At 67.8% G+C, this 22446-nt stretch carries 21 protein-coding genes; 14 read left to right on the forward strand and 7 right to left on the reverse strand.

Annotation, left to right across the window (positions count from 1 at the left end):
* Positions 1–49 precede the first annotated feature (49 nt).
* From EV687_RS08645 to EV687_RS08690, 10 genes are all read left to right on the forward strand, one after another.
* Positions 50–1027 (forward strand): beta-ketoacyl-ACP synthase III, encoded by a 978-nt coding sequence (locus tag EV687_RS08645; RefSeq protein ID WP_122231764.1) that lies wholly within the window; start codon positions 50–52, stop codon positions 1025–1027.
* Positions 1028–1083: 56 nt separating this feature from the next.
* Positions 1084–2037 carry an ACP S-malonyltransferase gene (fabD, locus tag EV687_RS08650; protein ID WP_122231856.1) on the forward strand — a complete coding sequence of 318 codons (954 nt, stop codon included), beginning with the start codon at positions 1084–1086 and terminating at the stop codon, positions 2035–2037.
* Complete coding sequence (gene fabG, locus EV687_RS08655) at positions 2034–2792, forward strand: 3-oxoacyl-ACP reductase FabG (RefSeq protein ID WP_122231765.1); 759 nt, start codon at positions 2034–2036, stop codon at positions 2790–2792. Before fabD ends, fabG begins: the two co-directional genes overlap by 4 nt.
* Before the next feature lie 162 nt (positions 2793–2954).
* Entirely contained in the window at positions 2955–3194 is a 240-nt protein-coding gene (gene acpP / locus EV687_RS08660) for an acyl carrier protein (protein WP_122231766.1), read from the forward strand.
* Between the two features lie 66 nt (positions 3195–3260).
* Entirely contained in the window at positions 3261–4505 is a 1245-nt protein-coding gene (gene fabF / locus EV687_RS08665) for a beta-ketoacyl-ACP synthase II (RefSeq protein ID WP_122231767.1), read from the forward strand.
* A 65-nt stretch (positions 4506–4570) separates the two neighbouring features.
* A complete protein-coding gene (locus EV687_RS08670) occupies positions 4571–5068 on the forward strand; it encodes a hypothetical protein (RefSeq protein ID WP_122231768.1) in 498 nt (165 codons plus the stop codon).
* 91 nt (positions 5069–5159) lie between these two features.
* Positions 5160–5789 (forward strand): RNA polymerase sigma factor RpoE, encoded by a 630-nt coding sequence (gene rpoE / locus EV687_RS08675; RefSeq protein ID WP_122231769.1) that lies wholly within the window; start codon positions 5160–5162, stop codon positions 5787–5789.
* Between the two features lie 119 nt (positions 5790–5908).
* On the forward strand, positions 5909–6598 hold the full coding sequence (locus EV687_RS08680) for a sigma-E factor negative regulatory protein (RefSeq protein WP_242612549.1): 690 nt from the start codon (positions 5909–5911) through the stop codon (positions 6596–6598).
* A 272-nt stretch (positions 6599–6870) separates the two neighbouring features.
* The gene (locus tag EV687_RS08685; RefSeq protein ID WP_242612550.1) at positions 6871–8385 is read left to right on the forward strand and encodes a DegQ family serine endoprotease; all 1515 of its coding nucleotides are present in this window, start codon (positions 6871–6873) and stop codon (positions 8383–8385) included.
* A 220-nt stretch (positions 8386–8605) separates the two neighbouring features.
* Complete coding sequence (locus tag EV687_RS08690; RefSeq protein WP_122231858.1) at positions 8606–9073, forward strand: 2TM domain-containing protein; 468 nt, start codon at positions 8606–8608, stop codon at positions 9071–9073.
* A gap of 36 nt (positions 9074–9109) precedes the next feature.
* Here the strand turns inward: EV687_RS08690 and EV687_RS08695 are convergent, their stop codons facing one another.
* The 6 genes from EV687_RS08695 to EV687_RS08720 form a co-directional block, all read right to left on the reverse strand.
* Positions 9110–10501: a GspE/PulE family protein gene (locus EV687_RS08695; RefSeq protein WP_122231771.1), complete on the reverse strand. Its 1392-nt coding sequence runs from the start codon at positions 10499–10501 to the stop codon at positions 9110–9112.
* A gap of 87 nt (positions 10502–10588) precedes the next feature.
* Positions 10589–13021, reverse strand: coding sequence for a type II secretion system secretin GspD (gene gspD, locus EV687_RS08700; RefSeq protein ID WP_122231772.1), 2433 nt, complete (start codon positions 13019–13021; stop codon positions 10589–10591).
* Between the two features lie 26 nt (positions 13022–13047).
* The gene (gene gspN / locus EV687_RS08705; RefSeq protein WP_341273251.1) at positions 13048–13866 is read right to left on the reverse strand and encodes a type II secretion system protein N; all 819 of its coding nucleotides are present in this window, start codon (positions 13864–13866) and stop codon (positions 13048–13050) included.
* Complete coding sequence (gene gspM / locus EV687_RS08710; protein WP_122231773.1) at positions 13867–14373, reverse strand: type II secretion system protein GspM; 507 nt, start codon at positions 14371–14373, stop codon at positions 13867–13869.
* On the reverse strand, positions 14370–15620 hold the full coding sequence (gene gspL, locus EV687_RS08715; RefSeq protein ID WP_122231774.1) for a type II secretion system protein GspL: 1251 nt from the start codon (positions 15618–15620) through the stop codon (positions 14370–14372). The genes gspM and gspL overlap by 4 nt, the downstream gene beginning before the upstream one ends.
* 177 nt (positions 15621–15797) lie before the next feature.
* Positions 15798–16880: a Bug family tripartite tricarboxylate transporter substrate binding protein gene (locus EV687_RS08720; RefSeq protein WP_242612551.1), complete on the reverse strand. Its 1083-nt coding sequence runs from the start codon at positions 16878–16880 to the stop codon at positions 15798–15800.
* 32 nt (positions 16881–16912) lie between these two features.
* On the opposite strand from EV687_RS08720, the gene EV687_RS08725 reads away from it, so the two are divergent.
* The 4 genes from EV687_RS08725 (at position 16913) to EV687_RS08740 (ending at position 20058) form a co-directional block, all read left to right on the forward strand.
* On the forward strand, positions 16913–17824 hold the full coding sequence (locus EV687_RS08725; RefSeq protein ID WP_122231775.1) for a M23 family metallopeptidase: 912 nt from the start codon (positions 16913–16915) through the stop codon (positions 17822–17824).
* A 70-nt stretch (positions 17825–17894) separates the two neighbouring features.
* On the forward strand, positions 17895–18503 hold the full coding sequence (locus tag EV687_RS08730; RefSeq protein WP_122231776.1) for a LemA family protein: 609 nt from the start codon (positions 17895–17897) through the stop codon (positions 18501–18503).
* A 41-nt stretch (positions 18504–18544) separates the two neighbouring features.
* The gene (locus EV687_RS08735; protein ID WP_122231777.1) at positions 18545–19495 is read left to right on the forward strand and encodes a TPM domain-containing protein; all 951 of its coding nucleotides are present in this window, start codon (positions 18545–18547) and stop codon (positions 19493–19495) included.
* Positions 19489–20058 (forward strand): TPM domain-containing protein, encoded by a 570-nt coding sequence (locus tag EV687_RS08740; protein WP_122231778.1) that lies wholly within the window; start codon positions 19489–19491, stop codon positions 20056–20058. The genes EV687_RS08735 and EV687_RS08740 overlap by 7 nt, the downstream gene beginning before the upstream one ends.
* Here EV687_RS08740 and EV687_RS08745 read toward each other — a convergent pair.
* On the reverse strand, positions 20032–22392 hold the full coding sequence (locus EV687_RS08745) for a heavy metal translocating P-type ATPase (RefSeq protein WP_122231779.1): 2361 nt from the start codon (positions 22390–22392) through the stop codon (positions 20032–20034). The genes EV687_RS08740 and EV687_RS08745 overlap by 27 nt on opposite strands.
* Positions 22393–22446 lie beyond the last annotated feature (54 nt).

A 22446-nucleotide genomic window follows, 5' to 3' on the forward strand; every position in this document is an offset into this window, starting at 1 on the left:
TGCGTCCATGCCGTGCGCCAATCCCTTCCTTGACCGTCGTCGACCATCCATGAGTACTTTCTCACGCATCACCGGCACCGGCAGCTACCTGCCACCGCGCAAGGTGACCAACCACGAACTGGCCGCCCAACTGGCCGAGCAAGGCATCGAGACTTCCGACGAATGGATCGTGGAGCGCACCGGCATCCATGCGCGCCACTTCGCCGAGCGGGACGTGCCCAGCAGCGAGCTGGGCCTGCACGCCGCGCGCCAGGCCCTGCAGGCCGCCGGCCGTGCGCCACAGGACATCGACCTGATCATCGTCGCCACCTCGACGCCGGACATGGTGTTCCCCTCGACGGCTTCGATCCTGCAGCACAAGCTCGGTGCCAATGGCTGTCCGGCCTTTGACGTGCAGGCCGTCTGCAGCGGCTTCATCTACGCGCTGACGGTGGCCGATGCGATGATTCGCGCCGGCACGGCCCGCTGCGCCCTGGTGGTGGGCGCCGAAGTGTTCAGCCGCATCCTCAACTTCCAGGACCGCACCACTTGCGTGCTGTTCGGCGACGGCGCTGGCGCCGTGGTGCTGGAAGCCTCCGAACAGCCCGGCATTCTGGCCAGCGACATCCACGCCGATGGCCAGTACCGCGACATCCTGTGCGTGCCCGGCAATGTCTACGGTGGTGGCGTGATTGGCGAGCCGCTTCTGCACATGGACGGCCAGGCCGTCTTCAAGCTGGCCGTCGGCCTGCTCGACAAGGCCGCCCGCGCCGCGCTCGACAAGGCTGGCTTGGAACTCTCCGACATCGACTGGCTGGTGCCGCACCAGGCCAACATCCGCATCATGCAAAGCACCGCCCGCAAGCTGCACCTGCCGCCCGAGCGCGTGGTGGTCACCGTCGGCGAGCACGGCAACACCTCGGCCGCCTCGATCCCGCTGGCACTCGATCACGCAGTGCGCAGCGGCATGATCCAGCCCGGCCAGCGCTTTCTGATGGAAGGCGTCGGCGGCGGCTTCACCTGGGGCGCCGTGATCGCGCAGCTTTGAGCAAGGCCTGCGCTGCCTGCGACCAACGCCCCTACCATTTCGTTTCGATGACTGCCATGACTTCATTCGCATTCGTTTTCCCCGGCCAGGGCTCGCAATCCGTCGGCATGCTCGATGCCTGGGGCGACCACCCCGCCGTGCGCCAGACCCTGCAGGAAGCCTCCGACGCGCTCGGCGAGGACATCGCCCGGCTGATCCACGACGGCCCCAAGGAGGCTCTGGCGCTGACCACCAACACCCAGCCCGTGATGCTGGTTGCCGCCGTCGCCGCCTGGCGCGCCTGGAAGGCCGAGGGCGGCGCCGACCCTGCGGCCATGGCCGGCCATTCGCTGGGTGAATACTCCGCGCTGGTGGCTGCCGATGCGCTGACCCTGGCCCAGGCCGCGCCGCTGGTGCGCCTGCGTGCTGCCGCCATGCAGGAGGCCGTGCCCGTCGGTGCCGGCGCCATGGCGGCCGTGCTGGGGCTGGAGGCCGCGCAGGTCACCGCCATCTGCCAGCAGGCCACTGCCGAACTGCAGGCCAAGGGCACGCAGGACGTCGCCGAAGCTGTCAACTTCAATGACCCGACGCAGACCGTGATCGCTGGCACCAGGGCGGGCGTGGAAGCCGCTGCCGAGGCCCTCAAGGCGGCCGGCGCCAAGCGCGTGCTGCCGCTGCCGGTTTCCGCGCCGTTCCACTCCAGCCTGATGAAGCCCGCCGCCGACAAACTGCGCGTGGCACTCGAGGCAGTGGCCATCCAGGCGCCGCGCATTCCCGTCATCAACAACATCGACGTAGCCGAGGCCGGCGACGCCGCCGCCATCCGCGACGCCCTGTACCGCCAGGCCTTCGGCCCGGTGCGCTGGGTCGAGACCGTGCAAGCCATCGAGGCGCGCGGCATCACCCACATCGTCGAGTGCGGGCCCGGCAAGGTGCTGACCGGCATGGCCAAGCGCATTGCGCCCGCACTGAGCGCCGCCGCCCTGTACGACCCGCAAACCCTGCAAGCCGTCAAGGAGTCCCTCGCATGAGCACTGCAAGCACCCCATCCCCCTCCGTCCAGATCGCCTTGGTGACTGGCGCCTCGCGCGGTATTGGCGCGGCCATCGCCGACGAACTGGCCAGTCAGGGCTACACCGTAATCGGCACCGCCACCAGCGCCGCCGGTGCCGAGAAGATCACGCAGAGGCTCGGCGCCATCAACGCGGCGTCGCGCGGCGCGGTACTCAACGTCAACGACGCTGCCGCGGGTGACGCGCTGATCGAACAGATCGTCAAGGAATTCGGCGCGCTGCACGTCCTCGTCAACAATGCCGGCATCACCCGCGACACGCTGGCCATGCGCATGAAGGACGACGACTGGAACGCCGTGCTCGACACCAATCTGAGTGCCGTTTTCCGCCTCAGCCGTGCGGCCATCCGGCCGATGATGAAGCAGCGCCAGGGCCGCATCATCAGCATCACCAGCGTGGTCGGCGCCATGGGCAACATCGGCCAGGCCAACTATGCGGCCGCCAAGGCCGGCGTGGCCGGCATGACGCGCGCGCTGGCACGCGAGCTGGGCAGCCGCGGCATCACCGTCAACTGCATCGCGCCGGGTTTCATCGCCACCGACATGACCGATGCGCTGCCCGAAGCGCAGCACGAGGCGCTCAAGAGCCAGATTCCGCTGGGCCGCCTGGGCAGCCCCGAGGACATCGCCTATGCGGTCGCCTACCTGGCCTCGCCGCGCGCCGCCTACGTGACCGGGCAGGAGCTGCATGTCAACGGCGGGATGCTGATGTAATGTATAAACAGGGGGTGCTGGCGCCGCTTTCGGCCCGATTGCATCTCCATGAGATTCCCTGCGTGGCAGGGCGCCGCATTGCCCGGGCGGCGGGTTTTTCCCACAATGGATGTGGGAACGACTAGAATCCCGGGTTCATTGACTACCCTCAGAGGGACCTACATGAGCGATATCGAAGCACGCGTTAAGAAAATCATTGCTGAACAGCTGGGCGTTGAAGAGTCCCAGGTGACCAATGAAAAGTCATTCGTGACTGATCTGGGCGCTGATTCCCTGGATACCGTGGAGCTGGTCATGGCGCTCGAAGACGAATTCGAGATCGAGATTCCGGACGAAGACGCCGAGAAAATCACCACCGTCCAGGCCGCCATCGACTACGCCAACGCCCATCACAAGGCCTGATTGCGCGGGCTGCCCCCGTGTGGGTGGCACCCATCCGGCATTCCTCTTTCTGAAAGATAGCAACGCATGAGTCGCCGCAGAGTCGTCGTCACCGGGCTGGGTTGTGTCAGTCCGGTCGGCAATACGGTTTCCGACGCCTGGTCGAATCTCCTGGCCGGCCAATCCGGTGTAGGCCCCATCACCAAGTTCGATGCCTCGACCTTCTCGACGCGCATTGCCGCAGAGGTCCGCGATCTGGACATCAGCCCCTATATCAGTGCCAAGGAAGCCCGGTCAATGGATACCTTCATCCATTACGGCATCGTGGCAGCTCATCAGGCCTGGGCGGATTCAGGCTTGCCAGTGGGCGAGGCCCTGTCCGACGAGCTTTCCGAACGCAGTGGCGTGGTCATTGGCTCGGGCATCGGCGGGCTGCCGTTGATCGAGAGCAACTATGCGGAGTTCATGAGCCGCGGGGCCCGACGCATCTCACCCTTTTTCGTGCCCTCGACCATCATCAATCTGGTCGCTGGCCAGGTCTCCATCCGGCTCGGGCTCAAGGGCCCCAACCTGTCGATGGTCACAGCCTGCACCACGGGCCTGCATTCCATCGGCGAGGCCGGCCGCCTCATCGAATACGGCGATGTCGACGTGATGGTCGCCGGCGGTGCCGAATCGACCGTCTGCCCACTGGGCATCGGTGGCTTTGCCGCAATGAAGGCCCTCTCCACCCGCAATGACGATCCGCAGGCCGCCTCCCGCCCCTGGGACAAGGACCGCGATGGCTTCGTGCTCGGCGAAGGTGCCGGCGTGCTGGTGCTGGAAGAATACGAGCATGCCAGGAAGCGCGGCGCCCGCATCTATGCGGAGCTGGCCGGATTCGGCATGAGCAGCGATGCCAGCCACATCACGGCGCCCAATGTCGATGGTCCGCGCCGCTCCATGATCAATGCACTGCGCAACGCCGGTGTGAACCCGGAAGATGTCGACTACCTCAATGCCCACGGCACCTCGACGCCGCTGGGCGACATCAACGAGTCCAACGCCATCAAGGCCGCGCTGGGCGAGCATGCGAAAGGCATCGTGGTCAGCTCCACCAAGTCCATGACCGGTCACCTGCTGGGTGGCGCAGGCGGGCTCGAGAGCGTGTTCACGGTACTGGCGGTGCACGAACAAAAGATTCCGCCGACCATCAACCTCGACAACCTCGATCCGGAGTGCGATCTGGACTACTGCGCCAATGTAGCCCGCGACGCCCGCGTGGACGTGGCCGTCAAGAACAACTTCGGCTTCGGCGGCACCAACGGCACTCTGGTCTTCAAACGCATCTGAGGCCACGGCAAGGCAGGATCAGGTGCCCGTGAATCACGGGGGCTGTCCTGCCTTTTACGCACTCCATGCCAGGCCGCCATCATGCCCCCGCCTTGCACTATCCGGTGCAACGCAGCCGTCGCCTTGGCGTGCTGCTGCTGGCTTGCAGCTCCGCCTCGCTGATGGCACTTCTGGCATGGATCTGGCCACGCATCAGCGCGGCCAGCGCCAGTGAGACCGCCCCGATGGTCCTGGCGATGCTGCTGTGGCTGCTCGGCAGCGTTGCCATCGCACGGCAGTGGCGCCGCAGCCCCCATGGCACGCTATGCTGGACCGGCCATGGCTGGCAGTGGATCGACGGCTCCGCTGCGACAGGTCATGACTGCATTCCCACGCTCGCCTGGGATTGGCAACACGCCATGCTGCTGCGCTGCCAGCATGCCACGACTGATGCAGCGGCGAACGCGGCCACCACGCCGCTGCCGCAATGGCTCTGGCTGGAGCGGCAGACTGCGCCCGCGCGCTGGCCAGCCCTGCGCCGTGCGGTATATTCCCATGCGGATGGTGCCGAGCCGGCGGCCTGAACGCCACGAGCCGAGCACATGGTAGCGGCGCGCGCCGGCTGCACCGGCCCATTGGCTCCACCATTCCCCTCTTTGCACACACCACTTTCTCATGACCGACAAGCAAGCCGCCAGCCGCGATGACGCCAGTGACCTGCAACTGGTCGAGCGCACACTGGCAGGCGATCAACGCGCCTATGAGCTGCTGGTCGTCAAGTACCAGCGCCGCATCGAGCGGCTGATTGCACGCATGGTGCGCGACACCGACCTGGTCGAGGACATCGCGCAGGAAACCTTCATCCGCGCCTATCGCGCGCTGCACCAGTTCCGCGGCGATGCGCAGTTCTACACCTGGCTTTATCGCATCGCGGTCAACACCGCCAAGAAGACACTTAGCGACATGAAGCGCGACCCCACCATCAGCGAGAGCGCGCTGCGCCCGCGCGAGGGCGACGACGAAAATGGCCCCAGCCTGATGGAACTTACCACGGCAGAAACACCCGAAACGGTGATGGCGGCCAAGGAGATTGCCGCTGCGGTCAATGCCGCCATGGAAGACTTGCCGGAGGATCTGCGCCAGGCGGTGACGCTGCGCGAGATCGAAGGCCTGAGCTACGAGGCGATTGCCGAGGCCATGGACTGCCCCATCGGCACCGTGCGCTCGCGCATCTTCCGCGCCCGCGAGGCCATCTCGGCGCGCGTCAAGCCGCTGCTGGAGAACCGCAGCGGCAAACGCTGGTGAAGCATGCTGGTAAAGAATGGTAAAGAAAATGGCTGGATCGAGTGAACCAATGCGGTATTTGTTCGTCCAATCAGCCATACGCAATGTCGATACGGTGATGATGAGTTTTTGAGGTAGCCATGCAAGCGCAACAACATCCCCAGTCCAACATGCATGTGCAGGCACCTGCTTCTGCGGTCGCCACGGAAGAATGGCTCTCGGCCCTGGTCGATGGAGAGCTTTCCAAGCGCGAGTGTGAAGCGCTGATGCAACGCCTTGACGCACTCGATGCGCCGGACCATGCGGCATGGAGCCGCTACCACCTGATCGGCGATGCGCTGCGCTCGCAGAACCATGTCTATGTTGCCGACTCCGCGGCATTTCTGACGCGGTTGCGCGGGCGTCTGGCCGAAGAGGCGCAGCCTGCGGCCCTGCAGCCCGCGCCGGCACTGCAGGCCGTGACGGCGCAGCCTGATCTCCCTGCCGCCAATGCCTCGGTGTTCCGCTGGAAGATGGTCGCGGGCTTTGCCTCGCTGGCGGCCGTGACGGCCATCGGCTGGCACAGTTTCGCCAGTCTGCCGGGCGCAGGCAATAGTGGGGAAGGCATGCAGCTGGCTGCAGCGCCCGGCGGCAATGCTCGTCAGAATGGCCCCATCCTGGTGGCGGAATCCTCGCCGCCGACGGTCAGCCAGGCATTGGCCGCCGGCGAGATCATTCGCGACCCGCAACTCGATGAACTGCTGGCCCGCCAGTACGCCAACACGAATGCCCTGCAGGCACCGGCCCCCTTTCTGCGCAACGCCAATTTCAACTCAGGCCGCGCGCAATAGCGCTGGCGCAGGCCTTTGCGGAGAGACAGGGGCCTCTGTCCAGCCACCCTGCTGCGATGTGACCAAACCATCCAACCCTGCCCTGGCAGGGTTTTTCTTCGTCTGTACAGCATCTATGCCACCACGGCATGCGATATGCGTCATCATGCGGAACCAAACGGAGACCAATCGCTTCTTAGACGGGGTACGTTCCGGTCCATGGGCAGGCCAGTCCATCGCGGACAGCACAGCAAGGCCTACTCACCGGCATGCTTTGAAAGGTATACGCAACCATGAGCACATCTGCAAGAACTTCGAAACTCTGGGCCGCCACCGCAATGGCCCTGGCCATGTCGTCCGGGGCAGGGCTCGCCACCTTCTATGCCGCACCATCGGCAGCGCAGGAAGCGCCCGCAACCACTGCCCCCGTGAGCCCGGCCGCCCCGGCCCTGGCGGGCCTGCCCGACTTCACGCAACTGGTCGAGGCCGTCGGCCCATCGGTGGTGAACATCCGTACCACCGCGCGCGTGAACAACCGCAACCCGCGCCTGCGCGGCATGGATGAGGACATGCTGGAATTCTTCCGCCAGTTCGGCATTCCGGTGCCGGGCCAGCCCGGCCAGCAGGGTGAGCCGCAGCAACCCGAATCGCGCACCGTGCCACGCGGCGTCGGCTCGGGCTTCATCCTCAGCGCCGACGGCTACATCCTGACCAACCATCACGTCGTCGAGGACGCTGAGGATGTCATCGTCACCCTCACCGACGAGCGAGAATTCAAGGCCAAGGTGATCGGCTCCGACCAGCGCACCGATGTGGCCTTGCTCAAGATCGAGGCCAGCGGCCTGCCCGCCGTGCGCATCGGCAATATCGACCAGCTCAAGGTGGGCGAGTGGGTGATGGCCATTGGCTCGCCGTTCGGCCTGGACAACAGCGTCACGGCCGGCATCGTCAGCGCCAAGCAGCGTGACACCGGAGAGTACCTGCCCTTCATCCAGACCGACGTGGCCATCAACCCGGGCAACTCGGGCGGCCCGCTGATCAATCTGCGCGGCGAGGTGGTCGGCATCAACAGCCAGATCTATTCGCGCTCGGGCGGCTTCATGGGCATCTCGTTTGCCATCCCGATCGACGAGGCCATCCACGTCAGTGATCAGCTCAAGAAGAGCGGCCGCGTGGTGCGCGGGCGCATCGGCGTGCAGGTCGGTCCGGTGAGCGGCGAGATCGCCGAGTCACTGGGCCTGGAAAACCGCTCCACCGGGGCGCTGGTCTCGGCAGTGGAAACGGATTCGCCGGCGCAGAAGGCCGGCGTCCAGGCCGGCGACATCATCACCCACTACAACGGCACGGTCATCAACCGCGTCTCCGACCTGCCGCGGCTGGTGGGCAACACGGCGCCGGGCAGCAAGGGCACCATCACGGTGTTCCGCCGCGGCAAATCGCTTGAGCTACCGGTCACAATCGAAGAGATCAAGGATGCCAGCAGCGCCTCGGCCAGTGACGGGCCGGCCGCCAGTGGCGAGGCCACCGCCAAGGCCGACGCGCTGGGCCTGACGGTGCAGGACCTGCCGGCTGCCCAGAAGCAGTCTCTGGGCGTGCGTGGCGGTGTGCTGGTGCAGGCGGCCAGCGACGCCGCGGCCCAAGCCGGCATTCGCCCCGGCGACGTGGTGCTGGCCGTCGGCCAGACCGAGGTGCTGGATCTGGCCAGCTTCAACGCGGCGATCCGCAGGCTCGACAGCAAGCGGCCGGTGAGCGTGCTGGTGCGGCGTGACGAATGGGCGCAGTATGTGCTGATCCGTCCGCAAAAGTAAGCACCCGCCATCAACGGCAACCAGCTAGGCCAGCCTTTGTGGGCTGGCCTGGCTTTTTCCTTTTGGATGGAGAAATCGCTCTCCTGCACGAGAATGGATGGCGCCGGGCCCGTATCTGACCTGCCGTTGTCGGGCCGGTGTCGGGTGCCTGTCATGCCCATGTCGTTGCCGCTGCGGTCGAATGCCCCCAGACTGACGCTGGTGAAACCAAGGAATGCCCATGCTTGTCCAAAAACTCAGACTTCAACGCGGATGGTCGCAACAACAGCTTGCGCAGTTGTGCGGACTCAGCGTCCGGACCATTCAGCGGATCGAGCGGGGCCAGCCGGCCAGCATGGAAACCTTGAAAGCACTGGCCTCGGTCTTCGAGATCGAGTTTTCCGCCATCAGCAACGAGGACAACATGGCAACAGCAACCGCCCCCGAACTGGAAGAGCAGCATGCCTTCCTGCAGGTGAGAAAGCTCAAGGGCTTTTACATCCACCTGACCCAGTACTGCCTGATGATACCACTGCTGTGCATCATCAATCTACTCACCAACCCCTCCACGCTGTGGTTCATCTGGCCCGCCCTGGGATGGGGCATCGGGCTACTGGTCCATGCGGCGGCGGCATTCGAGGTGACGCCATTTCTCGGCGCACAATGGGAAAAGCGCCAGGTCGAGAAACGCCTGGGCCGGCCGCTGTAAACGGCGCTGGCGCGAGGATGCCAGCCTCGCCGGGGTTCACTCGCGCGTGACGCGCAGCACCTCTTCGGGGCTGGTGATGCCTTCGCGCACCAGCCGCTGGCCATCGTCGCGCATCAGCTGCATACCGCCGGCCAGCGCCAGTTCGCGAATGCGCGATTCGGCACCCTCGCCGTGGATCTGCGCACGAATGGCCTCGTCCACCACCAGCAGCTCGAACACGCCGGTGCGGCCGTGGTAGCCACTCTGGTTGCAGCGTTCGCAGCCTTGGCCGTGGCAGTGCAGGCAATACTTGCGCACCAGGCGCTGCGCCAGTACGCCCAGCAGTGAAGAGGACAGCAGAAAGGGTTCGACCCCCATGTCGATCAGCCGCGTGACGGCACTGGCCGAATCGTTGGTGTGCAGTGTCGCCAACACCAAGTGGCCGGTCAGCGAGGCCTGGATGGCGATCTGCGCGGTCTCGAAGTCGCGGATTTCACCGATCATGATGACGTCCGGGTCCTGGCGCAGGATGGCGCGCAGCGCGGTGGCGAAATCCATCTCGATCTTGCTGTTGACCTGGGTCTGGCCAACGCCGGACAGCTCGTACTCGATAGGGTCTTCCACCGTCATGATGTTCTGCTGGCGCGCATCGAGCCGGTGCAGGGCGGCATACAGCGTGGTGGTCTTGCCCGAGCCGGTCGGCCCGGTCACCAGCAGAATCCCATGGGGCTGGTGGATGAGGCGCTCGAAGCGTTGCAGCGTCTCGCCCTGCATGCCAACCGCCTCCAGACTCAGGCGCCCTTCGCTCTTGTCCAGAAGACGCAGCACGGCGCGCTCGCCATGTGCATTGGGCAGCGTGGAGACGCGCACGTCGATGGCGCGGGTGCCCAGCCGCAACGCAATGCGGCCGTCCTGCGGCAGGCGCTTCTCGGCGATGTCCAGGTCCGCCATGATCTTCAGGCGCGATATCAGCGCCGCATGCAGCGCGCGATTGGGCTGGACGATCTCGCGCAGCGTGCCATCGATGCGCAAACGCACGCTGGAATGGCGTTCGTAGGGTTCGATGTGGATGTCGCTGGCGCCATCGCGCGCGGCCTGCGTCAACAGCGCATTGAGCATGCGGATGATGGGCGCGTCATCGGCGGTTTCCAGCAGGTCCTCCACCGCCGGCAGCTCCTGCATCATGCGGGTGAGATCGGCCACACCCTCGACTTCGCTGACCACGGTGGCGGCGCTCGATTCGCTGCCCGAATAGGCGGCACTGATGCGCTGGGCCAGCTGCGCGGCATCGATGACGCGCAAATCCTGCACCGGATGCTTGCGCAACACCTCGCCCAGCGCGCTGGCGTTGGGGCTGGGCGCATGCCAGAGTGTCAGGCCGCCCTGTCCGTCGTCCTCCAGCAGCAGCTGGGCGGTGCGGGCAAAGGCATAGGGAAGCGGGTGGTGCATGGGAAATCCAGTGCCTGCATGGCAGGGTTCGGCCCTGCCGGGTCATTGCTCTCTCGGAACGCGCGGCCGATGTCCGTTCATCGCCAATCAGTAGGCGCCCCAACTGGCGTCACCGGACTGCACATCACGGATGTCCACGGCGCGCCGCACGGCCGGCTGGGCCGCTGGTGCCAGCTGGGCTGCGGGCGCCGCCGGCGTGGCTGCGGCGGGCTGCGGCTGCTCGAAGGGCGCCACCAGCGGGCGCGGTACAGCACCGTCTTCCGCAGTCAGTTGTGCCGCGTTCGGGTACTCGGGCAGTACCGGCCCGGTGTTGACCGACAGCACGCTACTCGGCCGTGGCTGATCCTGGATCTGCAGCGTGCGGATCATGTCGTAGCGGTCGAGTGCCAACCGGTCCATGCTCTGGCTGTCCTGCAGGATCACCGGGCGCAGGAACACCATCAGGTTGGTCTTGCTGCGGCTGCGGCTCTGGCTGCGGAACAGCCCGCCGATCAGCGGCAGGTCACCCAGCACCGGCACGGAGCTGTTGGTGATGTCGAGCTGATCCTGGATCAGCCCGCCCAGCACGGCGGTGTTGCCGTCCTGCACCAGCACTGTCGAGGCAATGGTGCGCTTGTTGGTCACCAGGTTGGTGGAGTCCGTCGTGCTGGAGCCCAGCGAGCCCGAGATGCTGGAGACTTCCTGGTAGATCTGCAGCTTGATGGTCCCATCGGCATTGATCTGCGGACGGATGTTGAGCACCAGCCCCACGTCCATGCGCTCGTAGGTCGTGTAGGGATTGACCGTGGAGCTGGAGCCGGTGGTCGAATACGAACCGGTGGCCACCGGCACGTTCTGGCCGATGGTGATCTTGGCTTCCTGGTTGTCCAGCGTCAGCAGGGTTGGCGTCGAGAGGATGTTGGCATTGGTCTTGGTCTCCAGTGCACTGGCGAGCACCGCCAGCGAGCCTTTGTAGAGACCGATGTTCATGCCTTGCCCAAGACTCATGCCGGTATAGTTCTCCAGCGCGTAGTTGGCCGCATTCGTCACTAGGTTGCCGGTGGTGCCGAAGTTGGTGCCGCCACCGATGTAGCCATTGCTGTCCGATGCCAGCCCCAGCCACTGTACGCCCAGGGCGCTGGTATTGTCGGCCGCCACTTCGGCAATCAAGGCCTCGACATAGATCTGCGCGCGCCGCGTGTCGAGCTGGTCGATCACGGCCCGCATCTGGCGGTACAGCGGCGCCGGCGCGCTGATGATCAGGGCATTGTTGACGGGGTCGGCCTGGATCTGCCCGCCGGTGCTGGTCTGCTGGACACCACCCAGCAGATTGCTGCCGGTCGGATTGGCAGAGCTGCTGGAGCCCGAGACGCCGCTCGATGAGGTGGCACTGCCACCCTCGCTGACGGCCGTCAGTCCGCCACCGGAGGTTTGGCCGCCGCTGGCATTGCCGGCCCCCGCGCCGGCGCCGCCGCCCGTGGTCTGGCTGGCAAAGCCGGGATCGGCCGCAATGGCCGCGCGCAGGGTGCCGGCCAGTTGCACCGCATCGGCATTGCGCAGGTACACGACATGGATGTTGCCGCTGTCGGTCTCGGCGGTGGGCCGGTCGAGCCGGGCCACCAGCGAGCGTACCAGCGCCGCGCGCGCCGGATTGGCCGCCCGCACCACCAGACTGTTGCTGCGCGAGTCGGCCAGCACCGCGGTGCGGTAGAGATCGCCGCTGGCGACGGCATTCTGGGCGCCGCCGGCAGCGGCGGACACGGCACTGGCACCACCGCCCTCGATCAACCGGTTCACCAGCACGGCCAGGTCGGTGGCAATGGCGTGCTGCAGCGGGATCACATCGATGTCGCTGGCATTGCTGACATCCAGCGCGGCCACGATCCGCGCAATGCGCGAGAGATTGTCGGCATAGTCGGTGATGACCAGCGCATTGGTGCCGGGATTGACGTTGATGGTGTTGTTGGGGCTGATCAGCGGCCGCAGCGTGGGCACCAGGTTGGCGGCATTCTCGTGCTGCAGGCGGAATATTTGCGTGACGATCTGGCCGCCCGTCGGTGCCCGCGTCGGAAAGGCCCCCTCGGTCACGTTGACCACGCCGGTCTGCAGCTTGGCGTCGGCCTCGGGCACCACCTTGTAGAGGCCGGCGGCTTCGACCATCGTGAAACCCTGCATGCGCAGCGCCACCATGAACTGGTCCATCGCCGTCTGTGCCGAGACCGGATGGCCGGTCACCAGGTTGATGGTGCCGCGCACGCGCGGATCGACCACCACGTTGCGGCCGGTGATGGTGGCCATGGCCCGTGCCACTGCCTCGATCTCGGCGTTCTCGAAGTTGAGCGTCACCGGTTCACCCTGGCGGATGCTGGGCTGCCCGCCGGCGCCGGAGCTGGCATTCTGCGCCCAGGCCGCGCCGCTGCCCTGCATGGCCACCAGCAGCGCCAGCGCGGCCTGGGCGCAGAACGCCAGCCCGGACCGGTGGGCGCGCAATGGCTGCTGCGGTCGCGTGGCCCGGGCCGGGACGTCGGAGAGGGTCGTCATTCGTTTGGAGAAATGCATAAACGGCTTCAGAAATTGAGAATGGCGCGTGGCCCATCGCGGCGACCCAGCAGACTCAGCAGATTGGAGAGCGCGGGCAGGTGCTCGGGTGCTGCGCTGGCCTCGCCGGCAAAGCGCAGGCGGCCGCCCTGCCACTGCCCACTGCCACTGAGCTGCAGCGGCCCGGCATCGGTGCTCAGCGTCAGCTCCACCGTCTCGGCCCCCCGCATGATAAGTCGATAACTGCCCATGGGGCGGATGGTGGTGAGGCTGGAACTGGCATTGCGCAGCGACAGCTCGGCCGTGCCGCGCAGCAGATCGCGCCCCTGCACCGATTGCCAGCCGAACTGGCGCAGCTGCAGGGTCAGCGTGCCATCGAGCTGCAAGGTGTTCCAGGGTGCGCCCAGGCCCTGCAGCAGGCTTGCCGGCCACTGGCTGGCGTGGTCCTCCACCGTGACCGCCACACGCTGCCAGCCCAGCCGCAGCCGGGCCGCCAGCGGCGCGCTGGCGCAACAATCGGGCAGCAAATGCACATCGGCGCCCAACCAGGCAGGCCGGATGCGCCAATCGAGATGACCCGGCAGCACCATTTGATCGCGGCTGCCCGTGCCACCGCTGAGCACCAGTTGCGCCGTGCCATTCCAGACGGTGCCCCGCGCATCCTGCAGCAGCACCTGCTGGCCGCTGGCGGCGGCCACGGCGGCCGCCAACCAGCGCGCCGGGGCAAACAGCAGCAGTGCCAGCAGCATGCCCAGCAGCGCGCCCAGCACCGCCCAGCGCCGCAGGCCAGGGGTGCGGGAAGCGGCAGCGGCCGCCCGCTGGGGACGCACACGTTGGCGCATTGCCATCTACGGTGCCGCCGCTGGCAGGGCCAGCACCACCGTGCCACTCCAGACCAGCGGCGCGCCGTCGCCACCGGGCGCGTGGCGAATGTCCACCTGTACCGGCTGACTGCGCGCGCCCTCGCGCACCTCCTGCAGCCAGGCCTGCAGCGCAGGCGCCGGCACATTCTGCAGGCGCACCGTGCTCTGCTCGCCCACGGTGGTGAGCTGCGCCGCATCGCCCAGCAGGCGCGTGGTGGCGGCCTGGATGTGGCGGCCGGCAGCGGCCGGGCTCACATTGCTGGTCTGCTCGCGGTACTGCAGCGCTTGTTGGCGCAGCCGCTGCATCTGCTGGACCTGCGTATCCAGCGCGCGGCTGGCGGCATCGAACCCCCGCGCGGTCTGCAGGGCCGGCGCGAGCGCCAGCCACCAGACCAGCGCGGCCAGCACCACCAGCACCGCGCCCGCAACCAGCCTGCGCTCGCGCGGCTGCATACCCTGCCATTGCTGGCGAATCTGGGTGCGCACGCTCATGGACCTTCTCCGGGTCGCAGCGCGATGCGCACTGCCGTATCCTGCCAATCGGCCTGCAGACCGCGCTCGGCCAGCGCAGCCTGCCAGAGGGCAAAGGCTGCGTCATCGAGCGTCAGCCCGCCCAGCAGCAGGCTTTGGCCTTCGTATTGCAGGGTCTGCGGCAACTGGCCGGCCGGCAGCGTTGCGCCGACGGCGGCGGCCAGCACCTCGAAGGAGCCGTGCGTGAGCGCGCCGCTTTGCTGCTGCAGGCGTTGCAGTTCACGGCGCATCTGCAGCGGCGCATCGACCACCACCGGCACGCTCGGGAAAGTGGTGGCGAACAGGCTGTTGATCTGGTCGCGCTTGTCATCGAGCTGCTGGCGGGCCTGCCAGGCCCAGACGTTGACTCCCAGCAACTGCGCCAGCACCAGCACCAGCAGGCCCCAGCGGGCCGGACGCCACTGCGGAGCGCGCAGCAGGTTCTGCGTGCCGCTGGCCAGGCCCTGGGCCAGCCGGTCACGGCCGGAATTGGCGAACTGGAACTGCGCCAGACTCCAGGCGCCACCGGCGGCCTGCAACAGGCGGTCGCCGGTTTCGAACAGGCGCACTGGCCGGCCCAGGCGCTGCTGCGCCAGTTGATAGACGGCCGGCTCGGCATCGACCACGGTCTCGGGCGAGAGCGCCGCCACCAGATCCATGGCGCCAGCCGCCGGCGTCAGCGGCAGGGCCAGCACCTGGCCATCACCGTCGGCGCCGCGAATCACCAGCCAGGGGGCATCTTCGGTACCAAGCGCCAGCAACCGAGGTGTGACAACGGCATCCTCCTGCGCCGGGGCTTCGGGTGCGAAGGCCGGCACGATGCGCTGGACCACCAGACCGGCTGCGGCCAGCACATCCAGCGCGGATTCCAGCCAGGCCACGCGGCACACCGACACCCAGCTGGCCTGACCGGCGGCGGCATCCGGAGCCAGCGAAAAATGCAGCTGGCTGACGTCGTCGAGCAGTTGGTCCTCGAGCAGGCCCTGCAGCACGGCGCGCAGACGTTGGCGGTCCTTCAGCGGCACCTTGGGCAGCTTGATGCGATGCCACGACAGCAATTGCACGGGCACCACCAGCACCACCTGCGTGCCCTTGCCGGGCCGCGGCAGGAGGGCAGCAAGGCCCTGCCCGGCCTGCTCCAGCGTCTGGCCATCGCCGCTGAAGGCAAAGGCCAGGGGCGTTTGCGCCGTGATGTCACGCGGCGGGGGTTCGATGATCAGAAGGGGCATGCTGCAAAAAACGTCCGGTGTGCGGCCCAGCCGCGGCAATCATGGACGGGCTGCGGACTCCGGGAAGTGGCCGCTATTGTAGAAGGCAAAGGTAGCAGGATTTGATGACAGTTTTGTCATATTCGACCAGGGCAGAGACCCACGGGCGGGCCTCGCGGGGCCCTGCCAGTCAGACCATCAGTTCGGCCGGATGCCCAGGCGCTCGAGTACCGGGCCCCACTCGGCCCGCTCGGCGGCGATGCGCGCGGCAAAGCCCTGCGCGCTGTCATGGTATGGAATGGAGCCCTGCGCGGCCATCGTGGCCACGAAGGCCGGGTCGGCAACGGCCTCGCCAATCACCTGATTGAGGCGCGCCACCACCGCATCGGGCGTATCGCGGTGCGTCACCACACCGAGCCAGACCGCGCTTTCGAAGCCGGCAAAGCCTTCCTGCTGCAGCGTCGGCACATCGGCAAAGGTCGGACTGTCCACATGCGGGCTGACGGCCAGCAGCTTGAGCCGCCCGCTCTTGACGAGCGGCTCGACCAGCGCCGTGCCGGCCCAGTAGACCTGGGTGTCGCCGGCCACGGTGGCGGTCAGCGCGTCAGGACCGGTCTTGAATGGCACGTGCACGATGTCGACGCCGGCCTGCTCGCGCAGCACCTCGAAGAGCACGTGCGGCGGGCTGCCGTTGCCGGAGCTGGCGTAGTTGAGCACGCCCGGCTCGCGCCGCGCCAGCGCCAGCAGTTCAGCCAGATTGCTCACCGGCAGTTGCGGGTTGACCGTCAAGGCCATCGGCAGCACCGCCACCGGGCTGACGGGCTTGAGGTCGACGGCAGGGTCATAGGTGAGCTTGGGGAATACATAGGGGCTCCAGACCGCATGGGCATTGGTGACGATGGCCAGCGTGTGGCCGCTGCCATCGCTGTCCTTGAGGTGCTGCAAAGCCACCATGCCACCGGCGCCGGGCCGGTTGTCCACCACCACCGGCTGGCCGAGCGCGGCGTGGAGCTTTTCGGCCAGCGGACGCGCGAAAATGTCCGGCAGGCTGCCGGCACCGCCGTTGACGATGATCGTCATGGTGCGGCTGGGAAACGCGCCGGAGAGGCCCGGATCATCCACCGCCGCGCCCGCCACTGGCGCCGCCTGTGCCTGGACTGCCAGCGGCAGTGCCAGCACCGCCAGCGCACCGAGCAGTGCGCTGCACAGCGCACGCCTGCCAACACCGGTCTGCACTACACTCAGGCCCTGCGCCACCGATCGCCATTCCCGTCTTGTCATCGTACACCTCGCCTCATGGGCAAAAAACACGCATGTCCATCTTGAATTCCTGCGCGAAGAATAGCATCCACCGCCGCTACGGCCGCCGTATTGTGGCGTGGTGCGCCCGCCGGCCGGCCGGCGCGCTGCTGCTGGCGCTCAGCCTGGGCCAGACCGGCGCGGCGCTGGCGCAAGCTGCGCCGGCTGCCGATGCGCGCCTGGCGTTTCCGGCCAGCGTGCAACAGGGCTCGATGGTCATCGGCAGGGTGGTGCCGGGCAGCACGGTGCGCTACCGCGACCGCACGCTGCGCACCACGGGCTACGGCACGGTGGTGTTCGGCGTGGGACGCAACGAGACCGGCCCGGCCGTGCTGCAGGTGCAAAGCCCCGATGGACAGGCCAGCAGCGTCAGCATCGCCGTGACCGGCCGCGACTGGCCTACCGAATACGTCAATGGCGTGCCGCCCAAGACCGTCAACCCGCCAGCGGCGATTGCCGAGCGCATCCGCCGCGAGCAGGCCCAGGTGACGGCCGCGCGCGAGCGCGACGACGACCGCGCCGATTTCGCCCAGCGCTTCATCTGGCCGGTGCAGGGCCGCATCAGCGGCCGGTTCGGCAACGCGCGGGTCTATAACGGCCTGCCCAGCGGCAGCGGCCACTCCGGCATGGACATCGCCGCGCCAACGGGCACACCGGTCAAGGCACCGGCGGCCGGCATCGTCACCTTCGCTGCGGACAACCTCTACCTGACCGGCGGAACGCTGCTGCTCGACCATGGCTTTGGCATCAGCTCCAACTTCCTGCACCTCTCGCGCATCGACGTGAAAGTGGGCGAGCGCGTCGAGCAAGGCCAGGTGATCGCCGCCGTCGGCGCCACCGGCCGCGCCACCGGGCCCCACCTGCACTGGGGCATGAACTGGTTCGACGTCCGCATCGACCCGCTGCTGGTGCTCGAACGGCCCTGACCGGGCCGGTCCCTGGCGAACCCCGAACCGCGTAGAATTTTCCGGATCACCCATTCGAGGAGAAACACACATGCAACGCATCTGGCTCATGCTCGCCGCCAGCCTCACCCTGCTGCTGGGCGGCTGCGGCTATAACGACTTCCAGCGCCTGGACGAGCAGGCCAAGGCAGCCTGGAGCGAGGTCGTCAACCAGTACCAGCGACGCGCCGACCTCATCCCCAACATCGTCGCCACCGTGCAGGGCGAGGCCAACTTCGAGCGCGACACGCTCACGCAGGTGATCGAAGCCCGCGCCAAGGCTACCTCGATCCAAGTCACGCCCGAGACGCTGCAGGACCCGCAGGCGCTGGCGCGCTTCCAACAAGCCCAGGGCGAACTCTCGGGTGCGCTCTCGCGCCTGATGGCGGTGGCCGAGAGCTACCCCACGCTTCAGGCCAACCAGGGCTTTCGCGACCTGCGCGTGACGCTCGAAGGCACCGAGAACCGCATCACCGTCGCCCGCAACCAGTACATCCAGGCCGTACAGGAGTACAACGTGCTGCGCCGCAGCTTCCCGACCAACCTGACGGCCCGGATCTTCGGCTATGACGAGAAGCCGGCCTTCAGCGTGGCCAACGAAGCCGCCATCGCGACCCCGCCGAAGGTCGACTTCTCGGGCGGCCAACCGGCTGCGCAGTAAGCAACTGCTCACCGCGCCACCAAGGCCCGCCGTCACAACCCATGCCTCGCCTCACTCTGCGCCATCTGCTGCCATTGCCGCTGCAGGCTCTGCCGGCAACCCTGCTGGGCCTGTTGCTGGGCCCGTTGCTGTGCCTGACGCTGGCCTGGCCGGCGGCCGGCGCGGCGCAGACCGGGCTGCAGGCCATCCCGGCGCTCAGCGGCCGTGTCATCGACCAGACCGGCACGCTCGATGCCGCCGCGCAGCAGCAGATCAGCACCCAGCTCGCCGGCATCGAGACGCGCTTTGGCACGCAGGTGGTGGTGCTGATGGTGCCCACCACCCAGCCCGAGGACATCGCCGCCTATGCCTATCGCGTCGCCAGCGCCTGGAAGATCGGCCGCCGCGACGTCGGCGACGGCCTGCTGCTGCTCATCGCCAAGCAGGACCGTGCGCTGCGCATCGAGGTGGCGCGCGCGCTCGAGGGCACCGTGCCCGACATCGCCGCCGCGCGCATCATCGACAACGTGATGGTGCCCCACATGCGCCAGGGTGACTTTGCCACTGCCATCAGTGCCGGCATCGATGCCGTGGCGGCCCGGCTGGCCGGTGACGACAGCCTGCCCGCACCTGCGGCGGCATCACCTTCGGGTGGCTCGTCCCATAGCCCCATCAACTGGGAATCGCTGCTCGTGCTGGCCTATCTGGGCATCGTCGTGGGCAGCGCGGTGCTGCGCCAGCTGCTGGGCCGCAAGCTCGGCGCACTCGCCAGCGGCGCCGCCGTCGGCGCGGTGCTGTACTTTGCCACCACCATGCTGCTGGTGGCCATTGGCGGCGGCATCGTCACCGCCTTGCTGGCCTTTTCGGCAAGCGGCAAGGTCGGTCTGGGCAGCACCGGCTCCGGCCGCGGCGGCTGGGGCGGCGGGCGCAGTGGCGGCAGCAGTGGAAGCGGTGGCTTTCGCTCCGGTGGCGGCGGCAGTTTTGGCGGCGGGGGCGCCTCGGGACGATGGTAGGCGATCGGCACACGCCATCCGGCACGGCTGCGGCGCCCGCTGCGGGCTGGCCGGGCAAGCTGCTGCGCCTGTGGCGGCACCGCTGGCATGATGGCGCTGCGCGCCGCCTCATGACGCCGGCACTGCAACAGCATCTGGCAGAGAAAATCGCCGCGAGCGAAGCCACGCACCAGGGCCAGATCTGCATCTACGTCGAGGGTGGTCTGCCGGCGCATTGCATCTGGTCGGGCGAGAGCGCACGCGCACGGGCCATTGCGCTCTTTGGCAAGACCGGCGTGTGGGACACCGAGCACAACAATGGCGTGCTGATTTACCTGCTGATGGCCGAGCACGCCATCGAGATCGTCGCCGACCGCGGCCTGCGCCAGCGCGTCGATGCCAACGCTTGGCAGGATGCCGTCGCCCACCTGGCCGAGGCGCTGCGCAGCGGCCGCTACGAGGCCGGGCTGGATCTGGCCATCGACGAAGTCTCGGCCCTGCTGGCCGCGCACTTCCCTGCGCCGGACGGCCGGCTCGGCCAGCCCGGCGGCAACGAGCTACCCGACGCGCCGCGCTTTCGCTGACTCCGCCTGTGGCGCAGTTGCCGGCGCCGCCCTCGGCCGCCAGCGCGTCAGCAGCAGCGCATTGGCCATCACGCTGACGCTGGAGGCGGCCATCGCCGCACCCGCCACCACCGGACTGAGCAAGCCGAAGGCCGCAAACGGAATACCGATCACGTTGTAGGCAAAGGCCCAGAACAGGTTCTGGCGGATCTTGACCACCGTGCGCTGCGACAGCTCCAGTGCCTGCGCCACCAACATCAAATCACCGCGCATCAGCGTGATGCCGGCGGCCTCCATGGCCACGTCGGTGCCATTGCCCATGGCGATGCCGATATCGGCCGCCGCCAGCGCCGGCGCATCGTTGATGCCGTCGCCCACCATGGCCACCACCACGCCGTCCTGCCGCAGCGCCTGCACGCGCGCGGCCTTGTCGGCCGGCAGCACCGGCGCCTGCACGTGCGCGGCATCGATGCCCAGTTGCGCCGCCATCGCCAGCGCAGCCGGCCGGTTGTCGCCCGAGATCATGACCACCTCGCATCCCTGCGCACGCAATGCCGCCAGCGCCGCACCGGCATGGGGCTTGGGCAGATCCCGGAATGCCAGCAGGGCCACCGGTGTCGCCTCAGCCGTCATGGCATCCGCTCCGCCATCCGCCAGCGGTGCGCCAAGCCGCAACAGCGCCGAAACCGTGGCGCCAGCAAAGGCAGGCCGCTGCAGCAGCGCCGACGGCACCGCCACGCCCAGTTCCTCGCACCACGCCAGGCTGCCCAGCGCCCACCATTGGCCGTCGATGCAGGCCTGCACGCCCCGTCCGGCAAGCACGCGCGCATGGCTGACGGCCACGGGGGGCACCTGCTCGCGCTGCGCTTGCTGCTGCACGGCCCGCGCCAGCGGGTGGCTGCTGCCCTGCTGCAGGCCGGCGGCCAACGCCAGCAAGGCGGATGCCGGCAGCACGGCGACGCCTGCCGCCTGCGGCAGTGGCTCCAGTGCCACCAGTTCCGGTCGTCCCAGCGTCAGCGTGCCGGTTTTGTCGAAGGCCACCAGCCGCACCCGGTGTGCCGTCTCCAGCGCCTGGGCATCCTTGATCAGAATGCCGTGGCGCGCGGCCACTCCGGTGCCGGCCATGATGGCCACCGGCGTGGCCAGCCCAAGCGCACACGGACAGGCAATCACCAGCACCGCCACGGCATGCAGCAGCGCCGGCTCCAGCCCGCTGCCGGCCAGCCACCAGCCCAGGCCCGTGAGCAGCGCCAGCACCAGCACCACCGGCACGAACACGGCCGCCACCCGATCGACCAAGCGCTGGATCGGCGCCTTCTGCGCCTGAGCATCCTCGACCAGGCGGATGATGCGCGCCAGCACCGATTCGGATCCCACCGCCGTGACCGCGATCACCAGCCGGCCCGAGCCGTTGACGGCGCCGCCGGTGACCCGCTCGCCCGGCTGGCGCACCACCGGCAGCGGCTCGCCGGTCAGCATCGATTCGTCGATCTCGGAGGCACCCTCGACCACCGTGCCATCGGCAGGAATGCGCTCGCCGGCGCGCACGGCCAACCGGTCGCCCACCACCACCTCATCGAGTGGAATGTCGCGCTCGGCCGGCAAGTCCACCAAATGGGCGACATCCGGCCGCAGCTGCTGCAAGGCCGAGATGGCCGAGAGGGCCTGGCGCTTGGCACGCGCCTCCAGCCACTTGCCCAGCCGCACCAGCGCAATCACCACCGCCGAAGCCTCGAAATACAGGTGCAGCGGCGTGTGCACCGCATGGGGCGACTGCGGCGCCTGTGCATGGCGCCACCACAGCCACAGCGACAGGCCATAGGCGGCACTGGTGCCGATGGCCACCAGCAGGTCCATGTTGCCGGCGCGCGCCTTCACAGCCTGCCAGCCGGCCCGATAAAAGCGCGCACCCAGCACGAACTGCACCGGCGTGGCCAGCAGGAACTGCGCCCAGGCCGGCAGCATCCAGTGCAGGCCGAAGGGCTGCAACAGCATCGGCAGCACCAGCGGCGCTGCCAGCAGCAGGCCCAGCGCCACCGGAGCGAAGCCCTGCCAGGGCGATTCCGGCGCGCTGCCGCGCTGCTGCGCCGCCACCAGGCGCGGCGTGTAGCCAGCATCGCGAATGGCGCGCTGCAGCCGCGCCTGCAGACCCGCCGGCGCCGTGACGCGGGCCGACTCGGTGGCCAGGTTGACACTGGCCTGCGCCACGCCCGGCACCTTGGCGAGCGCCCGCTCGACCCGCGCCACGCAGGAGGCGCAGGTCATGCCATCGATACCGATGTCGTACTGCTGCGCGACAGCACCGGGCGATTGAGGTGCGCCAGACGGATGAGAAGAAGATACGGAATGGTCCATGGGTTCGGCAGCATAAACCCTGACATGCTGTCACAGTCAAGGCAGGCGCCAAGC

The organism is Corticibacter populi, from assembly GCF_004217315.1.
GTDB classification, from domain to species: Bacteria; Pseudomonadota; Gammaproteobacteria; order Burkholderiales; family Burkholderiaceae_C; genus Lampropedia; species Lampropedia populi.